At 39.2% G+C, this 14,910-nt stretch carries 16 protein-coding genes; 14 read left to right on the plus strand and 2 right to left on the minus strand.

The window, feature by feature from the left end:
* Window positions 1-44: 44 nt before the first annotated feature.
* A complete protein-coding gene (locus tag RCG22_RS21565) occupies window positions 45-1,262 on the plus strand; it encodes an aspartate kinase (RefSeq protein ID WP_308104641.1) in 1,218 nt (405 codons plus the stop codon).
* Window positions 1,263-1,307: 45 nt separating this feature from the next.
* Here RCG22_RS21565 and RCG22_RS21570 read toward each other — a convergent pair whose 3' ends face one another.
* Entirely contained in the window at window positions 1,308-1,751 is a 444-nt protein-coding gene (locus RCG22_RS21570) for a YslB family protein (protein ID WP_308104642.1), read from the minus strand.
* A gap of 433 nt (window positions 1,752-2,184) precedes the next feature.
* Between RCG22_RS21570 and RCG22_RS21575 the strand changes: the two genes are divergently transcribed.
* The 6 genes from RCG22_RS21575 to RCG22_RS21600 all read left to right on the plus strand — a co-directional run bounded on the left by RCG22_RS21575 (window position 2,185) and on the right by RCG22_RS21600 (window position 7,992).
* Window positions 2,185-2,793, plus strand: a complete 609-nt coding sequence (locus RCG22_RS21575) for a succinate dehydrogenase cytochrome b558 subunit (RefSeq protein ID WP_098259715.1) — start codon at window positions 2,185-2,187, stop codon at window positions 2,791-2,793.
* A 57-nt stretch (window positions 2,794-2,850) separates the two neighbouring features.
* A complete protein-coding gene (sdhA, locus tag RCG22_RS21580; protein WP_098259714.1) occupies window positions 2,851-4,599 on the plus strand; it encodes a succinate dehydrogenase flavoprotein subunit in 1,749 nt (582 codons plus the stop codon).
* A gap of 15 nt (window positions 4,600-4,614) precedes the next feature.
* The gene (gene sdhB / locus RCG22_RS21585; protein ID WP_308104644.1) at window positions 4,615-5,376 is read left to right on the plus strand and encodes a succinate dehydrogenase iron-sulfur subunit; all 762 of its coding nucleotides are present in this window, start codon (window positions 4,615-4,617) and stop codon (window positions 5,374-5,376) included.
* Window positions 5,377-5,634: 258 nt separating this feature from the next.
* A complete protein-coding gene (gene gerE, locus RCG22_RS21590; protein WP_026563391.1) occupies window positions 5,635-5,859 on the plus strand; it encodes a spore germination transcription factor GerE in 225 nt (74 codons plus the stop codon).
* Between the two features lie 162 nt (window positions 5,860-6,021).
* Window positions 6,022-6,738, plus strand: a complete 717-nt coding sequence (locus tag RCG22_RS21595) for a Na-translocating system protein MpsC family protein (protein ID WP_308104645.1) — start codon at window positions 6,022-6,024, stop codon at window positions 6,736-6,738.
* A gap of 105 nt (window positions 6,739-6,843) precedes the next feature.
* The gene (locus RCG22_RS21600) at window positions 6,844-7,992 is read left to right on the plus strand and encodes an ATP-binding protein (protein ID WP_308104646.1); all 1,149 of its coding nucleotides are present in this window, start codon (window positions 6,844-6,846) and stop codon (window positions 7,990-7,992) included.
* Window positions 7,993-8,063: 71 nt separating this feature from the next.
* Here the strand turns inward: RCG22_RS21600 and RCG22_RS21605 are convergent, their stop codons facing one another.
* On the minus strand, window positions 8,064-8,366 hold the full coding sequence (locus tag RCG22_RS21605; RefSeq protein ID WP_308104647.1) for a HesB/YadR/YfhF family protein: 303 nt from the start codon (window positions 8,364-8,366) through the stop codon (window positions 8,064-8,066).
* A 210-nt stretch (window positions 8,367-8,576) separates the two neighbouring features.
* On the opposite strand from RCG22_RS21605, the gene RCG22_RS21610 reads away from it, so the two are divergent.
* The 7 genes from RCG22_RS21610 to RCG22_RS21640 all read left to right on the plus strand — a co-directional run bounded on the left by RCG22_RS21610 (window position 8,577) and on the right by RCG22_RS21640 (window position 14,805).
* Entirely contained in the window at window positions 8,577-9,032 is a 456-nt protein-coding gene (locus tag RCG22_RS21610; RefSeq protein ID WP_308104648.1) for a MarR family winged helix-turn-helix transcriptional regulator, read from the plus strand.
* A 14-nt stretch (window positions 9,033-9,046) separates the two neighbouring features.
* Complete coding sequence (gene racE / locus RCG22_RS21615) at window positions 9,047-9,841, plus strand: glutamate racemase (protein ID WP_098259709.1); 795 nt, start codon at window positions 9,047-9,049, stop codon at window positions 9,839-9,841.
* Window positions 9,842-10,074: 233 nt separating this feature from the next.
* A complete protein-coding gene (locus RCG22_RS21620) occupies window positions 10,075-11,127 on the plus strand; it encodes a GerMN domain-containing protein (RefSeq protein ID WP_098259708.1) in 1,053 nt (350 codons plus the stop codon).
* 133 nt (window positions 11,128-11,260) lie between these two features.
* A complete protein-coding gene (rph, locus tag RCG22_RS21625; protein ID WP_308104650.1) occupies window positions 11,261-12,019 on the plus strand; it encodes a ribonuclease PH in 759 nt (252 codons plus the stop codon).
* Between the two features lie 39 nt (window positions 12,020-12,058).
* Entirely contained in the window at window positions 12,059-12,667 is a 609-nt protein-coding gene (locus tag RCG22_RS21630; RefSeq protein WP_308104651.1) for an XTP/dITP diphosphatase, read from the plus strand.
* On the plus strand, window positions 12,667-13,179 hold the full coding sequence (locus RCG22_RS21635) for a metallophosphoesterase family protein (RefSeq protein ID WP_308104652.1): 513 nt from the start codon (window positions 12,667-12,669) through the stop codon (window positions 13,177-13,179). The genes RCG22_RS21630 and RCG22_RS21635 overlap by 1 nt, the downstream gene beginning before the upstream one ends.
* 570 nt (window positions 13,180-13,749) lie before the next feature.
* Window positions 13,750-14,805, plus strand: a complete 1,056-nt coding sequence (locus tag RCG22_RS21640) for a tetratricopeptide repeat protein (RefSeq protein ID WP_308104653.1) — start codon at window positions 13,750-13,752, stop codon at window positions 14,803-14,805.
* The last annotated feature ends 105 nt before the right edge of the window (window positions 14,806-14,910 follow it).

Raw genomic sequence — 14,910 nt, forward strand, 5'->3', positions numbered from 1 at the left:
CTATCATTATTTTTCGAGGTATTAGAAAGAAGGAGAAAACAATCATGGGGATTATTGTACAAAAATTCGGGGGAACCTCCGTTGCTAACGTAGAAAGGATATTAAATGTAGCATCCTGTGTAAAAGAGGAGACAGATCGCGGCAACAATGTGGTCGTTGTCGTTTCTGCAATGGGCAAATCGACAGATACACTTGTCGGATTAGCAAAGGAAATTTCTGCACAGCCGAATAAGCGGGAAATGGACATGCTGTTATCAACAGGAGAGCAGGTAACTATTTCGTTGCTATCGATGGCCTTGAATCAGCAAGGACTTGATGCTGTTTCCTTTACAGGCTGGCAGGCGGGAATTATCACAGAACCAGTTCATGGAAATGCTCGCATCTCAAATTTAAAAACTGCTGCCATTGAAACACAGCTTGAAGCTGGCAAGGTGGTCATTGTGGCTGGTTTTCAGGGAATCACGGAAGATGGTGAAATTACGACCCTTGGCCGTGGTGGTTCTGATACGACAGCCGTGGCATTAGCGGCGGCCCTAAAGGCAGATAAATGTGATATTTATACTGATGTTACCGGGGTATTTACAACTGACCCAAGGTATATCAAGAACGCGCGTAAATTATTATCAGTATCGTATGATGAAATGCTAGAGTTAGCTAATTTAGGCGCCGGTGTGCTTCATCCACGAGCCGTGGAATTTGCGAAAAACTATCAAGTTCGACTTGAGGTTCGCTCAAGCATGGAGAAAATAGAAGGAACAGTTATTGAGGAGGAAGCAGCAATGGAACAAAACTTAGTAGTCCGCGGTGTCGCATTTGAAGATGAAATAACAAAAGTAACAGTATTAGGCTTGGCCAATTCATTAACAAGTCTATCGACTATTTTTACTACACTAGCCGAAAATCATCTGAATGTTGATATTATTATCCAAAGTACAACTGAAGGTGATACGGCTAATTTGTCGTTCTCCATCCATACGAATGATTTACTTGAGACATTGAAGGTACTAGAAGACAATAAAACAGAGCTTGGTTATGAGCAGATTGATGCAGAAAATAAATTAGCCAAGGTATCGATTGTCGGCTCTGGCATGGTTTCCAACCCTGGAGTAGCAGCAAAAATGTTTGAGGTACTCGCTGCTAACAATATCCAAATCAAAATGGTTAGCACTTCTGAAATCAAAGTATCAGCCGTTGTAGAGGAAAAACATATGCTAAAAGCTGTAGAAGCTTTGCACGAAGCATTTGGACTTGCACTTCAATAAAAAACATGGTGTCAGGCACCCGAACGGTGCCTGACACCATGTTTTTTAGTTTTTTTCCCATTTGACGGTGAAAAGGACGATATTTGATTTTTTTACAGGGTGTTCAAAGGTTTCAGCATTGGCTTCTTTTTGGAATTCGATTTGTTGGGCGATAAACCCAGCCTCGAGTTGGAAAAAGTACTCAGCTTTTGATTTTACACGCGAGACAATCAGTGGACTGAAAAGTTCAAATTGGATCTCTGTTTTACTTTCTTTTTTTATTTCAAGCTGCCCCCAAGAGGCTTTTGTGAAAAAATCAATAATTTGAGCAATATCTGTTAACGGAAATTTACGAGCGAGGCGTTTTCCGGCCCAATATAAAATTTCAGGTGTATCTTTTCCTAAAATCTCAGGTAAAAGAATTTCCCTAATTAATTCATATCCGAAAATGGATATGGTTCTTGGTTCATCCGTATTTATCGTATCAACAATAACTGTACTATCTTTCACAAGCTTCCCCTCTTTCTATCATTCTATTATATACACTTTTTATTAAGTGTCAGTACAGTTTTTCTAGATAAAACGGCTCAATTTCAATCGTTTTTTTTGTTATTTTGCAATATCTAACCATATTTTCTATGATAATTATAATTCCCGATTTGGAAGATATAACAACCGTTATTTTTTGGTAATTAGTTGTATATTTTTAATATAAAGCCAGTGAAATTAGTAAGAATAACCAGTCTATTATAATTTCAATATATTTTAAAAATTTTATTATTTATGCGAGAATTGTGTATCCGTTTTCTTGACGCTCTTTCTAGATGGGAGTAAAATGGACATGTCACATTATTGTCACAGTGATGCAAGGTTTCCTAATAAGGGGATTAAATTAATAGAAACTGAACATCATTTTTTTTAAACATTATAGGGGGGTAAATTTATGGCGGGTAATCGAGAGTTTGTTTATCGGAGATTGCATTCGCTGCTAGGAGTTATTCCAATCGGGATCTTCGTAATGCAGCATCTGGTGGTGAACCACTATGCGACAGTTGGGGTAGAGTCCTTTAATAAAGCAGCAAACTTTATGGGAAATCTTCCTTTTCGCTATGTCCTAGAAACTGTAATTATTTATTTACCAATTTTATTTCATGCAATCTACGGGCTGTATATTGCTTTTACAGCCAAAAACAATGCAAGCCAATATGGATTTTTTAGAAACTGGATGTTTTTGCTTCAACGTGTGTCAGGTGTGATCACACTAATCTTTATCGCTTGGCATGTATGGGAAACACGGATAGCCGCAGCCTTTGGGAATGAAGTAAACTTCCAAATGATGCAAGATATTCTTTCATCCCCATTCATGTTTGCATTTTATGTGGTTGGTATTATTTCAGCTATTTTCCACTTTGCAAATGGATTGTGGTCATTCTTTGTTAGCTGGGGCATCACTGTATCGCCTCGCTCTCAAGTTATTTCTACATACGTGACAATCGTTATTTTCTTGGCTCTATCCTATGTTGGGGTAACGACATTATTAGCTTTTGTCTAACAAATTAATTATGGATCGTAAAAATAGTGGATTTTGGATTAAGGGAGTGAGTCACGAATGAGTAAAGGTAAGGTTATTGTAGTCGGCGGTGGTTTAGCTGGCTTAATGGCAACGATAAAGGTTGCAGAAACAGGAACACCCGTAGAATTATTTTCTTTAGTGCCTGTTAAACGCTCTCACTCTGTTTGTGCCCAGGGCGGCATTAATGGAGCAGTAAATACAAAAGGTGAAGGCGATTCCACATGGATTCACTTTGATGACACTGTTTATGGTGGAGATTTCTTGGCTAACCAGCCGCCAGTAAAAGCCATGTGTGATGCAGCACCTGGAATTATTCATTTAATGGACCGTATGGGAGTTATGTTTAACCGTACTCCTGAAGGATTACTTGATTTCCGCCGCTTTGGCGGAACACAGCATCACCGTACTGCATTTGCTGGAGCAACCACTGGTCAACAGCTGCTTTATGCATTAGATGAACAAGTTCGCCGCGAAGAAGTGGCAGGTTTGGTAACGAAATATGAAGGCTGGGAATTCCTAGGCTCTGTGGTTGATGACGATGGTGTATGTCGTGGAATCGTTGCTCAAAACTTAAAAACAATGGAAATTAAATCCTTCTCAGGCGATGCCGTAATCATGGCTACAGGAGGCCCTGGTATTATTTTTGGAAAATCAACTAACTCAGTTATTAATACAGGTTCTGCTGCATCAATCGTTTACCAGCAGGGCGCTTATTATGCGAATGGAGAAATGATTCAAATCCACCCGACTGCCATTCCTGGCGATGATAAACTTCGCTTAATGAGTGAATCTGCTCGTGGTGAAGGTGGACGCGTTTGGACATATAAAGATGGAAAGCCTTGGTACTTCCTAGAAGAAAAATATCCTGCCTATGGAAACCTTGTCCCACGTGATATTGCAACACGTGAGATTTTCGATGTATGTGTAAATCAAAAACTCGGAATCAATGGCGAGAACATGGTCTACCTTGATCTTTCTCATAAAGATCCACATGAATTAGATGTTAAGCTTGGTGGTATTATTGAAATTTACGAAAAATTCATGGGTGATGACCCGCGTAAAGTTCCAATGAAAATCTTCCCTGCTGTTCACTATTCAATGGGTGGACTATGGGTGGATTATGACCAAATGACAAGCATTCCTGGTCTATTTGCAGCAGGTGAGTGTGATTATTCACAACATGGTGCGAACCGTTTAGGTGCCAATTCCTTACTTTCAGCCATTTATGGCGGAATGGTCGTAGGTCCTAACGTGGTTAAATATATTAAAGGCTTAGAAAAGAGTTCCGATGCCGTTTCTTCTACTGTATTTGACCGTCATGTCAAAGAACAAGAAGATAAGTGGAATTCAATTATGTCTCTAAGTGGAACTGAAAATGCTTATATTCTTCATAAAGAGCTTGGGGAATGGATGACGGATAACGTAACCGTTGTTCGCCATAATGACAGGCTGTTAAAAACAGATGAAAAGATACAAGAACTTTTAGAACGTTATCAAAATATTAACATTAATGATACATCCAAATGGAGCAACCAAGGAGCTGCCTTTACTCGTCAACTGCAAAACATGCTGCAATTGGCTCGAGTGATTACAATTGGTGCATACAACCGGAATGAGAGCCGTGGTGCTCATTATAAGCCTGACTTCCCTACACGTAATGATGAAGAATTCTTAAAAACGACAATGGCGAAATTTGTTGACAGTTCATCAGCGCCGGCTTTCCATTACGAAGAGGTTGATGTCTCATTAATTAAGCCACGTGAACGCAATTACGCTAAAAGTTAAGGGGGAGTAGGAAGAATGTCTGAAACTAAAATGGTTAAATTTATTATTTCACGTCAGGATAACGAAGATACTACTTCTTACGTGGAGGAATTTGAGATTCCTTATCGTCCGAATATGAATGTCATCTCGGCGTTAATGGAAATCCGTAAGAACCCATTAAACGCAAAAGGACAAGCCTCTAGCCCGGTTACTTGGGATATGAACTGTCTTGAAGAAGTATGCGGAGCATGTTCCATGATCATCAACGGAAAGCCTCGTCAAGCCTGTTCAGCACTTGTGGACCAATTGGAGCAGCCGATTCGATTAGCCCCAATGAAAACATTCCCAGTCGTCCGTGACTTACAGGTTGACCGGAGCAGAATGTTTGATGCCTTAAAGAAAGTGAAAGCATGGATTCCAATCGATGGCACCTATGATTTGGGTCCTGGACCACGTATGCCTGAAACAAAGCGTCAATGGGCTTATGAGCTTTCAAAATGTATGACCTGTGGTGTTTGCCTTGAGGCTTGCCCGAACGTAAACAGCAAATCAGACTTTATTGGTGCACAGCCACTTTCTCAGGTTCGTCTTTTCAACGCACATCCTACTGGTGCAATGAATAAGGCAGAACGTCTTGAGGCGATTATGGGTGAAGGCGGCCTTGCAAGCTGCGGAAACTCCCAAAACTGTGTTCAATCATGTCCGAAAGGTATTCCTTTGACTACCTCGATTGCAGCATTGAACCGCGATACAACCATTCAAGCATTTAGAAGCTTCTTTGGAAGTGACCACGCATAGTAATGCGGATGCTAAAAAACCTTCTTTTCTACTATGGAAAAGAAGGTTTTTTGTCGTTTATAGGCGAATAATTGCATTTGTTCTTTCAGCAGTGATTGGTTTACATATGGGATGATACTAAAATGGATTTTTTTAATAAAAACAATCATCTGTTTGTAATTCTAGTCACTACATTCGTGCTGTTCACATAAGATATGTTGACTAAATATATACCCACCCCGTGTTCATAACTGGCGAAGGCAAGGAGGGTTACAGTACTTGAAGGAGAATGTTTATAATCATAAACCGTTACTCACCAAACGAGAAAGAGAAGTATTCGAGTTATTAGTACAAGACAAAACAACGAAAGAAATCGCTGGTGAATTATTTATAAGCGAAAAAACGGTTCGGAATCACATTTCAAATGCCATGCAAAAGCTTGGTGTCAAAGGGCGTTCTCAAGCAGTTGTAGAGCTCCTTCGAATGGGAGAGCTAGAACTTTAAAAATGACCGGCTTCTTTTTTAGAGGCCGGTTTAATTTTGATTACATAAGTAAAGTTCGATAAGAAATTATGAATAAATAATCATAAATAAATTGATAATCTAGTTATAGACATATAAAATAAACCTAGGATAAAGGAAATAATGCTTTTATCTCATAAAAGGATGTTTTTTTTGGAAAATAAGCAAGTTCAAACCGAATTGGCAGGGTATATTGGAAGAACTCTCCGTGAAAACTTTGGTAAAGGTCCTGAGTCGGTCTTTGTTTCTTATAATCATTCGGTAATGACTATTTATTTACGGAACTTCATGTCACCTTCAGAAATGGTTCTGTTGGGACAACACCAGGAGATAATGATTCAAACAACAAGGGATCTGTTGATGCAAACACTCATCCCTGAGTTTAAAGCCTATATTAAAATTCTGACAGGTATGGAAGTTAATGAATTTTATTACGACTGGGGATTACACAATAAAAGCGGTTTATTTGTTTGTATTGGCTCTAGCGCTACATCGGCTGAAAGCGAAAATGAAAATGATAAAACCTATATGTTTCATGGGAAAGAAGCCCTTCATCAAGAAATTAATAAAATTAGCCTTCAAGCGGAAAAAACGCCAGAAGAAGTTCTTTCCTATTTATTAAATGAAAGAACTTTAGTTGTTATTCGAAAGGGTATTCTCGTTCCTATTGAGAAGGAGTTAATTCGATTAGGTAACTTTGAAGCATTAAGGTTAGCGAAACGGAATCTTGAAAAACGATTATTACATAACAGCGGTAATTTTGAATCAATACTGCAAACGAAGGTAAATGATATTTTTGTGGATTGGGATTTTTATCGTGATAAAAGTGTAATCGTACTGATCTTATCACCAACAGCATAGAGGCGGAAGTGAGCTGGACAATTTCAATTGAGCTAGTCATAAGCCAAGATGGGCCACTCCTATCTTGGCTTTTTATTTTATAAGGGAAGGAATAGATAAATAGAGATGAGCAGTTCAATAAAGGCAGCAAATAATGATTTAAATCACACGGATATGGTAGAAGAATTAGAAAAACGTGAAGAATCTTATCGAGATTTAGTTGAAAATTCTCCTGATGCTGTAATTATTGCTTGTGGGGATGACATTTTATTTATTAATGAAACCGGTGCAAGTTTATTTGGAGCAATAAACAAAGAAGAAATTCAACAAAAGAAAGTCGTCGATCTCATCCACGCTGATTATCATGAGGGTATTAAGGAGCGGGTCGAAATGGTTACGAGCGGGAATGCAACAGACTTTTTCGAATACAAACTGATACGGTTGGATGGCTCTGTATTTGAGGCAGAAGTAAAAGGGATTCCGACGATATTTCAGAATCAGGCAGCAAGGCATATCATTATCAGGGATATAACGGATCGAAAAAAAACACTGGCACTATTATTAAATGCGGAGAAATTAAATATGGCTGGACAGCTGGCCGCTGGGATTGCACATGAAGTGCGGAATCCACTGACAGCGATTAAAGGGTTTCTTCAATTAATGGAAACAAAATTAAATGAGCATAAATCTTACTTTGATATTATCCAATCAGAAATCAATAGAATCGAACTTATCCTAAGCGAATTATTGGTACTTGCAAAACCTCAAGATCTTAAATTTGCACCTGTGCGTTTGCAAACAATGATTGAAGATGTGAAAACGCTGATTGATACACAAGCAATTATGAATAATGTTGAAATTACATTTATGAATGAATGCGGGAATTTAATCATTAACTGCGATCAAAATCAGCTAAAACAAGTCGTTATTAATTTTTTGAAAAATGCGATTGAAGCAATGCCAAGGGGTGGGGAAGTCACTATTGAGCTTAAGAAGCATGGTTTTAATCAAGTAAAGATGCTGTTTAAGGATAATGGGTGTGGAATGCCGAGACATGTGTTACAACGTATCGGTGAGCCGTTTTTTACTACAAAAGAAAGTGGAACTGGACTAGGAATCATGAATTCTAAACAAATTATTGAAAATCACCATGGGACCGTTCATTTTTGGAGTGATAAAAAAGGAACTATTATCGAAGTTATTTTGCCAATCAATGGGCACATCATTGAAAAGTCAAAACAGAAAAGGAGCAGTTTAGCAAAAAATGGTCAATAACATTGAGAGTTGTTTTAAAACGGACTAAAATAGGAAGGCTGAACACCAACCTTCCTATTTGTTCATGTTTTTTACTCATCATGCTTTGTATAGCTATATTCAACCTCATCTATTTCTTCATTGTAGCCAACGTGTAAATCATGGCCATTAAAAAACCACAAGTCCCTTTCTTCAATATAAAACCACATGCCATCTGCTTCGAATTTAGTTATGATATCGATGGGCTCATTATCCACAGTAAAGCCGAGTGAAAAACCTTCTTGCACAGGGCTGTTTCCATATACTTTTGGATAAAACTTTACTTTATCGCCTGCTTTTAACTCTACTTCATTTTTAAACCATTGTAATGCTGACTTGCTGATTACGATGTCCATTCTTTTCTCACCTTTGGTTTATTATTGAAATTCCCTCTTTATTATATTCTAAACAGCGGTAAACTAATATATTTCTAATAGTTTCAACTTGAATTTTCTGTGCAAAAAGTAGAAAATAAGTACAAGCATTAAGACTAACAACTTTGAACAATCATTTTTAATAGATATAGTCTCAAGGAGAAGAGAAGCTTTTTATAGGAGTGTTATCGGATGAAACTCGAAAATTCACAAAAAGCAAATGGGGATATTGAAATTGTTGCAAATATTGAGAAGGATTTACGCTACATCTCTGGGATCATCAAACAAAAAGGAAGAGAAATGCTAAGTACGTATACGATTACTCCTCCACAATTTGTGGCACTGCAATGGTTGTTTGAAGATGGTGATATGACAATTGGCGAACTTTCTAATAAGATGTATTTGGCATGCAGTACGACAACAGACCTTGTCGATCGGATGGAGAAAAGTTTACTCGTCGAGCGGGTGAAAAATCCGAATGATCGCCGTGTTGTCAGAATTCATCTTCTTGAAGAGGGCATGCGAATCATCGATGAAGTAATTAAAAAGCGTCAAGGCTATTTAGAAGAAGTGTTGGTCAATTTCTCCACGGAAGAAATACAGCTACTTCAAAAGAGTTTAACGAAATTGCATCAGGAAATGCGTTAAAAGAGGCGATAAGTTTGAAACAAGCAATTGGTGTTATTGATTCTGGTGTTGGTGGATTGACGGTAGCCAAAGAGGTAATCAGACAACTTCCAAATGAGAAAATTATCTATTTGGGAGATACAGCACGCTGTCCCTATGGTCCGAGAACGACGAGGGAAGTGAAAAGGTTTACTTGGGAAATGACCTCATTCTTATTAGAAAAGAAGATCAAAATGCTCGTGATTGCCTGTAATACGGCAACTGCAGCGGCACTTGACGAGATTCGAAAGGAATTGTCTATTCCTGTTTTAGGTGTAATTAATCCAGGTGCACGGGCGGCAATTAAGAAGACAAAAAACTACCGTGTCGGGATTATTGGTACGGAAGGCACTGTGAAAAGTGGTGCCTACGAAAGAGCTTTGAAATCTTTAAATAGCCGGCTGTTTGTAAAAAGTCATGCCTGTCCAAAGTTTGTTCCTCTTGTAGAGAGTAATGAATTTGCCGGGCCGATAGTGGAAAGAGTTGTTGATGAGGCATTAAAGACAATGCAGGATCAGAATCTTGATACTTTAATTTTAGGCTGCACCCACTACCCATTGCTTGAGCCTGTCATAAAAAACGTTATGGGTGAGTCTGTCAGCGTAATTAGCTCAGGTGATGAGACGGCTCGAGAAATAAGTGCAATCCTTCAGTATAATGGGCTACTTGAAACGTGTGAGGAAGAACCAGAACATGAATTTATCACAACCGGTTCAAGGCGGATATTCTCGAAAATCGCCTCACAATGGCTTGGGACCCCAATAAACAACGTACAAAAAATAAAACTATAAATCGGGCTGCTATTTTAAATAAGCGGCTCTTTTTTATGTTGAAAAAGAATTGGTGATATAGAAGATGTGTTATAGAAATGGTGTCAGGCACCGTTCGTGGACAAATGTCCACGAGCGGTGCCTGACACCATATTTTTTTAAATTATCGTTCTATTTTTCTTTCTTAAGTCGGTCTAATTTTCCGTAAGGCTCGTATACATGATAGTACAAACTGTCTTAGGGGGGAAATAATTATGTCTAAAAATAAAGCGAAGATCCTTGTAACAACTGTGCTTACTTCAACAGTTCTACTGTCAGGTTGTGGATTATTAGGGTCCGAAACAAAAAAGAAAATTGATCCACCAAAGAGTACGACGGTCGCAGAGAATACATCAAGTAAGGAAGCGACCACCAAAGAAACCGCTAAGCAAGAAAATATGGTCAAAACGGAGCTTTATCTAGTTGATAAGGATGGCTATGTTGTCCCGCAAACATTGGATCTGCCGAAAACAACCTCAGTGGCTAAGCAAGCTCTTGAATATTTAGTGGCTAATGGACCTGTCACCGACAAATTGCCAAATGATTTTCGGGCAGTTCTCCCAGAGGACACGGAACTGTCTGTGAATATTGATAAAGCTGGCGTCGCCACCGTTAATTTTTCAAAAGAGTTTAAGAATTACCAAGCTGAAGATGAGATGAAGATTCTCCAATCGGTCACCTGGACCCTAACTCAGTTTGATAATGTGAAAACTGTTAAGCTGAAAATGAACGGTCATGAGTTAACTGAAATGCCTGTTAATGGAACACCAATAAGTGAAAACCTTTCAAGAGCCACAGGTATCAACTACGACACATCCGATGTTAGTGATATCACCAATACCAAGCCGGTGACGGTCTATTATATTGGCGGTGAAGAGGGCTCCTATTATTATGTACCTGTGACACGCAGGGTTAGCAACACGGAGAAAGATCCTTATGCTGCGGTCGTCAATGAACTGATAAAAGGACCAAGTGAAAAATCAACACTCGTCTCTGAATTTATGTCCGATGTTAAGCTCCTAGAGGCTCCAAAGTATGAGGACGGAAAAGTAACTTTAAACTTTAATGAGAATATCTTTGGCAGCTTTGAAGAAAAAGAAATTTCACAGCATTTACTAGATGCACTCGTCCTTTCCTTAACGGAACAAGAGGGTGTTGAAAAAGTCGCCATTCAGGTCAAAGGTAAGGCAGACCTCAAAAATGATGCTGGTAAAAAATTAACGGAACCAGTGACTCGCCCAGAAAAAGTCAACACAGGTAGTTATTAAAAAAAAATATTTGTTATACTATATATTGACCATGAAGAGGTCGGCTTGGATGCCACCTCTTCTTTATTTGGTATATAAGTAAAAATCAGGTACCATGTAAAAAGGCTTTACAAATATGAAGGAGGTAGTATTTGTGCGTGTAGATGGAAGAGAGCCGCTCCAATTAAGGCCCATACATATTGAACCCAATTATTTAATGCACCCCGAAGGTTCTGTCCTTATTTCTGTTGGTAATACGAAAGTGATTTGTGCGGCGAGTATTGAAGATCGAGTTCCTCACTTTATGAGAGGGGAAGGCAAGGGCTGGATTACTGCCGAGTATTCGATGCTTCCACGAGCAACTGAAACAAGAAATATTCGGGAATCATCCAAAGGGAAGGTCTCAGGCCGGACCATGGAGATTCAGAGATTAATTGGGCGTGCCCTTAGAGCGATTGTCGATTTAGGAGCTCTTGGTGAAAAAACCGTTTGGATTGACTGCGATGTGATACAGGCAGATGGCGGGACACGAACAGCCTCGATCACTGGTGCTTTCGTGGCGATGACCCTAGCATTAAATGCTTTTGCAGAGAAAAAAAACTTTGCAAAGTTCCCGATTACGGATTATTTAGCGGCCACAAGTGTGGGAATCTTACAAAATAAGCAAACGGTTCTTGATTTGAACTATGCCGAGGATTCTAAGGCCCAGGTCGATATGAATGTAGTAATGACAGGAACTGGTGAATTTGTTGAACTACAGGGAACAGGTGAGGAATCAACATTCTCGTATGAACAGCTTCAGGGGCTGCTTGGTGCTGCTCAAGAAGGATTGATGGAACTATTTGAACATCAAAAGGCGGTACTGGGTGAAGAGATTATCAAAAAGATTGAAGATAGAAGGAACAAACAATAATTTCCAAAAAAAGATATAAAAAATAAGAGGGCGATAAAAATGAAAGAAGTTATAATTGCTACTAAAAATCCGGGAAAGGCAAGGGAATTTGAACATATTTTCTCGGCAAGAGGTATCGTGGTTCGAACCTTGCTTGACTATCCTGAAATTCCTGAGGTAGAAGAAACGGGCGTGACCTTTGAGGAAAATGCGATTTTAAAAGCTGAAGCTGTCTCTCAAGCACTTGGGAAAATGGTAATCGGTGACGATTCAGGCTTGATGGTGGATGCCCTTGAAGGTAGACCTGGAATTTATTCGGCGCGCTATGCTGGGGAGCCAAAAAATGATCAGAATAATACAGATAAAGTTTTGTCAGAATTGAAGGGATTACCTGAAGAGAAGCGATCCGCACGATTCTACTGTGCATTAGCTGTTGCCGTTCCCGGTCAAGAACCAATGACGGTGTCAGGCACCTGTGAAGGCCGCATTCTTGAGGAGAGAAGGGGCACCAATGGTTTTGGCTATGATCCGGTTTTCTATGTCCCTGAAAAGGGTGTTGCGATGGCAGAGTTATCATCAGATGAGAAAAATAAAATTAGCCACCGTGCAAATGCTCTGAAGAAGTTAGATGTCGTATTGGATTCTATTTTAGAAAAAGCGGGGCAGTAATGAGCAAGGTTTTAGTTGTTAGTGATAGCCATGGATTGACGAAGGAACTCAATATGTTAAGAGAACGGCATTCTGAGGATGTCGATTTAATGATTCATTGTGGCGATTCGGAATTGACACCTACTGATGAAGCGATATCCGGTTATTTAATAGTGATGGGGAATTGCGATTTCGGCGGAGGATATCCGATGGAGACGATGGCCGAGGCAGCGGGCAGGAAGTTCTTCATTACACACGGACATCGGTATTCTGTAAAAACTTCATTGATGAATTTAAAATACAAAGCAGAAGAAGTAAATGCTAATATTGTCTGCTTTGGACACTCCCATGTCCTTGGTGCGGAAGTCATAGGCAGTACATTATTTTTAAATCCAGGTAGTATCCGCCTGCCGCGCGGACGTCTGGAAAAAACCTATGTTATACTCGATTTGCAAGATGCAATCATCAAGATGTCGGTGTTTGAAGTGAATGGAAGGGAACTTCCTGAGCTTGCGTGTGAATTTACTCTATGAGAAAGGGAGAACTCCCTCCCTTTTTTCTTTTTAAAAAAATAATCGAAATTCTGTTGACTTTTTGATATTAGGATAATATAATAAATCTTGTCTTAAATAACTCATATGTCCCAGTAGCTCAGCTGGATAGAGCAACGCCCTTCAAGAAAATAGGAGCCTTTATAGGGAAACAAGAACCTATAAAGTGGACGACACTATATCGGTGAAGCCTTAACAGATTATGCTGATGGTAATACCGAGGAAACTTACGCCTTTCAGAAGGAAGAGAAATCTTGAATGACTGACAATTGTCGGTGGTAAAGATTTTAAAAAATAATCTTAACGATTATCGTGAGGTTCCGTAGAGACTACACGTGTCGCACCTGAAATGGTGAAGATATAGTCCAGACCACAAACAGCGAATGTTTGGTGACGAAAGTCATAGTGGTAAGCTAAGGCGTGGGTCGGGAGTTCGAATCTCTCCTGGGACGCTATACTACATACTAAAAAAAACTCACTTTTATTAGTGAGTTTTTTTCTGTCTATTATTTATGCTAAACTATTTCCAAGACTATCATAAGGACGGATTTTATGAAAAAACGGGAACCAGTTAAAAAAATTGATAATGTGATCTTTTTTCCCGGACTTGAAAAGAGATTAACAGACAAAGGTCTGGAAAAACTTGAAAAGAAAAAATTCCATGAAGCAATAAATCTCTTGGAGGAAGCAAGAGAACATGACCCTGATAATCACGAAATATTGATTGGTCTTGTTCTCGCTTATTTTGAAGCATCTTCTTTTAAAAAAGCAAAAGAACTCGCCAAAGAAATGCTGCATAAAGGAATTGGAGACTACCTACAGATGGTCGATCTCTATTTGACGGTCCTTATTCAGTTGCATGAGTACCAGGAAATTGTTGCAACGATAGAAGCCCTCTTAGATGAAAAAGAGATTCCGCCTGAAAAACAGGACCACTTTTTAACCATCCTGCAATTCAGCCGACGGATGGCAGAAAACCGTCAGCCAGAAACAGATATAGATATTGACACAAACTATGATTCAATCGACACCATTCCGGCGGAAACCAACAGCCAAGAACTCAATCTTTTTTCGATTGATAGCCTAAACGAGCAAATGCTCCTCGTTTCAAGCTTAGCTGAGAAAAATATTCGTCCCTATCTCTCGGAAATTGCTGATTATTTAGCTGCAGATGCAGGTCATCCCTTTCTTAAAACAATCCTATTAACTCTTTTAAAAGAGCAGGAAATTGATCGAGAATTAACTGTCGTGAAATTTGCTAAGGAAAAGAAGGTCATTCCCACACGACTCCCGGAAGTCAGGGAAGAACCAAGATTGACTGAAGTAAAGGCTTTTTTAGCGGATCAATTGGAGAGTGAAAATCCCGGTCTTTTTGAAAATAGCATCGGAATGGCAGAACGTAATTTCTTTATAAGCTATCCGTTTGAATTAGAACCGAAAAGCCCTGCTGCTTGGGCTGCTGCCTTTCACCACCTGGCACAATATTACCTGGGTATGGACTCCGATGTTAATCAGCTGGCAGGTGAATATGAAGTGCAGGTGGAGGAAATAGAAGCTGCGATGGCGAGGATTGAACTAATTGAGAAAATTTCTTATCCTAATATATAGCCTTCGCTGTTGAAAGAAAACAAACCTATGTTATAATGTAGTGGTTGCATTGTGTAAAAAACACATTTAAAAGAGGATAATGGCTTGAGGACAAGTTATTTCCAA

The sequence above is a fragment of the Neobacillus nitrireducens genome (genome assembly GCF_030915405.1).
Taxonomy (GTDB): domain Bacteria; phylum Bacillota; class Bacilli; order Bacillales; family Cytobacillaceae; genus Neobacillus.

Coding starts and splice junctions, on each gene's coding strand:
- RCG22_RS21575 (WP_098259715.1), top strand. CDS start 2,185: ATGGCGGGTAATCGAGAGTTTGTTTATCGGAGATTGCATTCGCTGCTA.
- RCG22_RS21595 (WP_308104645.1), top strand. CDS start 6,022: ATGTTTTTTTTGGAAAATAAGCAAGTTCAAACCGAATTGGCAGGGTAT.
- RCG22_RS21600 (WP_308104646.1), top strand. CDS start 6,844: ATGAGCAGTTCAATAAAGGCAGCAAATAATGATTTAAATCACACGGAT.
- RCG22_RS21630 (WP_308104651.1), top strand. CDS start 12,059: ATGAAAGAAGTTATAATTGCTACTAAAAATCCGGGAAAGGCAAGGGAA.
- RCG22_RS21565 (WP_308104641.1), top strand. CDS start 45: ATGGGGATTATTGTACAAAAATTCGGGGGAACCTCCGTTGCTAACGTA.
- sdhA (WP_098259714.1), top strand. CDS start 2,851: ATGAGTAAAGGTAAGGTTATTGTAGTCGGCGGTGGTTTAGCTGGCTTA.
- RCG22_RS21620 (WP_098259708.1), top strand. CDS start 10,075: ATGTCTAAAAATAAAGCGAAGATCCTTGTAACAACTGTGCTTACTTCA.
- RCG22_RS21640 (WP_308104653.1), top strand. CDS start 13,750: ATGAAAAAACGGGAACCAGTTAAAAAAATTGATAATGTGATCTTTTTT.
- RCG22_RS21635 (WP_308104652.1), top strand. CDS start 12,667: ATGAGCAAGGTTTTAGTTGTTAGTGATAGCCATGGATTGACGAAGGAA.
- RCG22_RS21610 (WP_308104648.1), top strand. CDS start 8,577: ATGAAACTCGAAAATTCACAAAAAGCAAATGGGGATATTGAAATTGTT.
- RCG22_RS21605 (WP_308104647.1), bottom strand. CDS start 8,366: ATGGACATCGTAATCAGCAAGTCAGCATTACAATGGTTTAAAAATGAA.
- sdhB (WP_308104644.1), top strand. CDS start 4,615: ATGTCTGAAACTAAAATGGTTAAATTTATTATTTCACGTCAGGATAAC.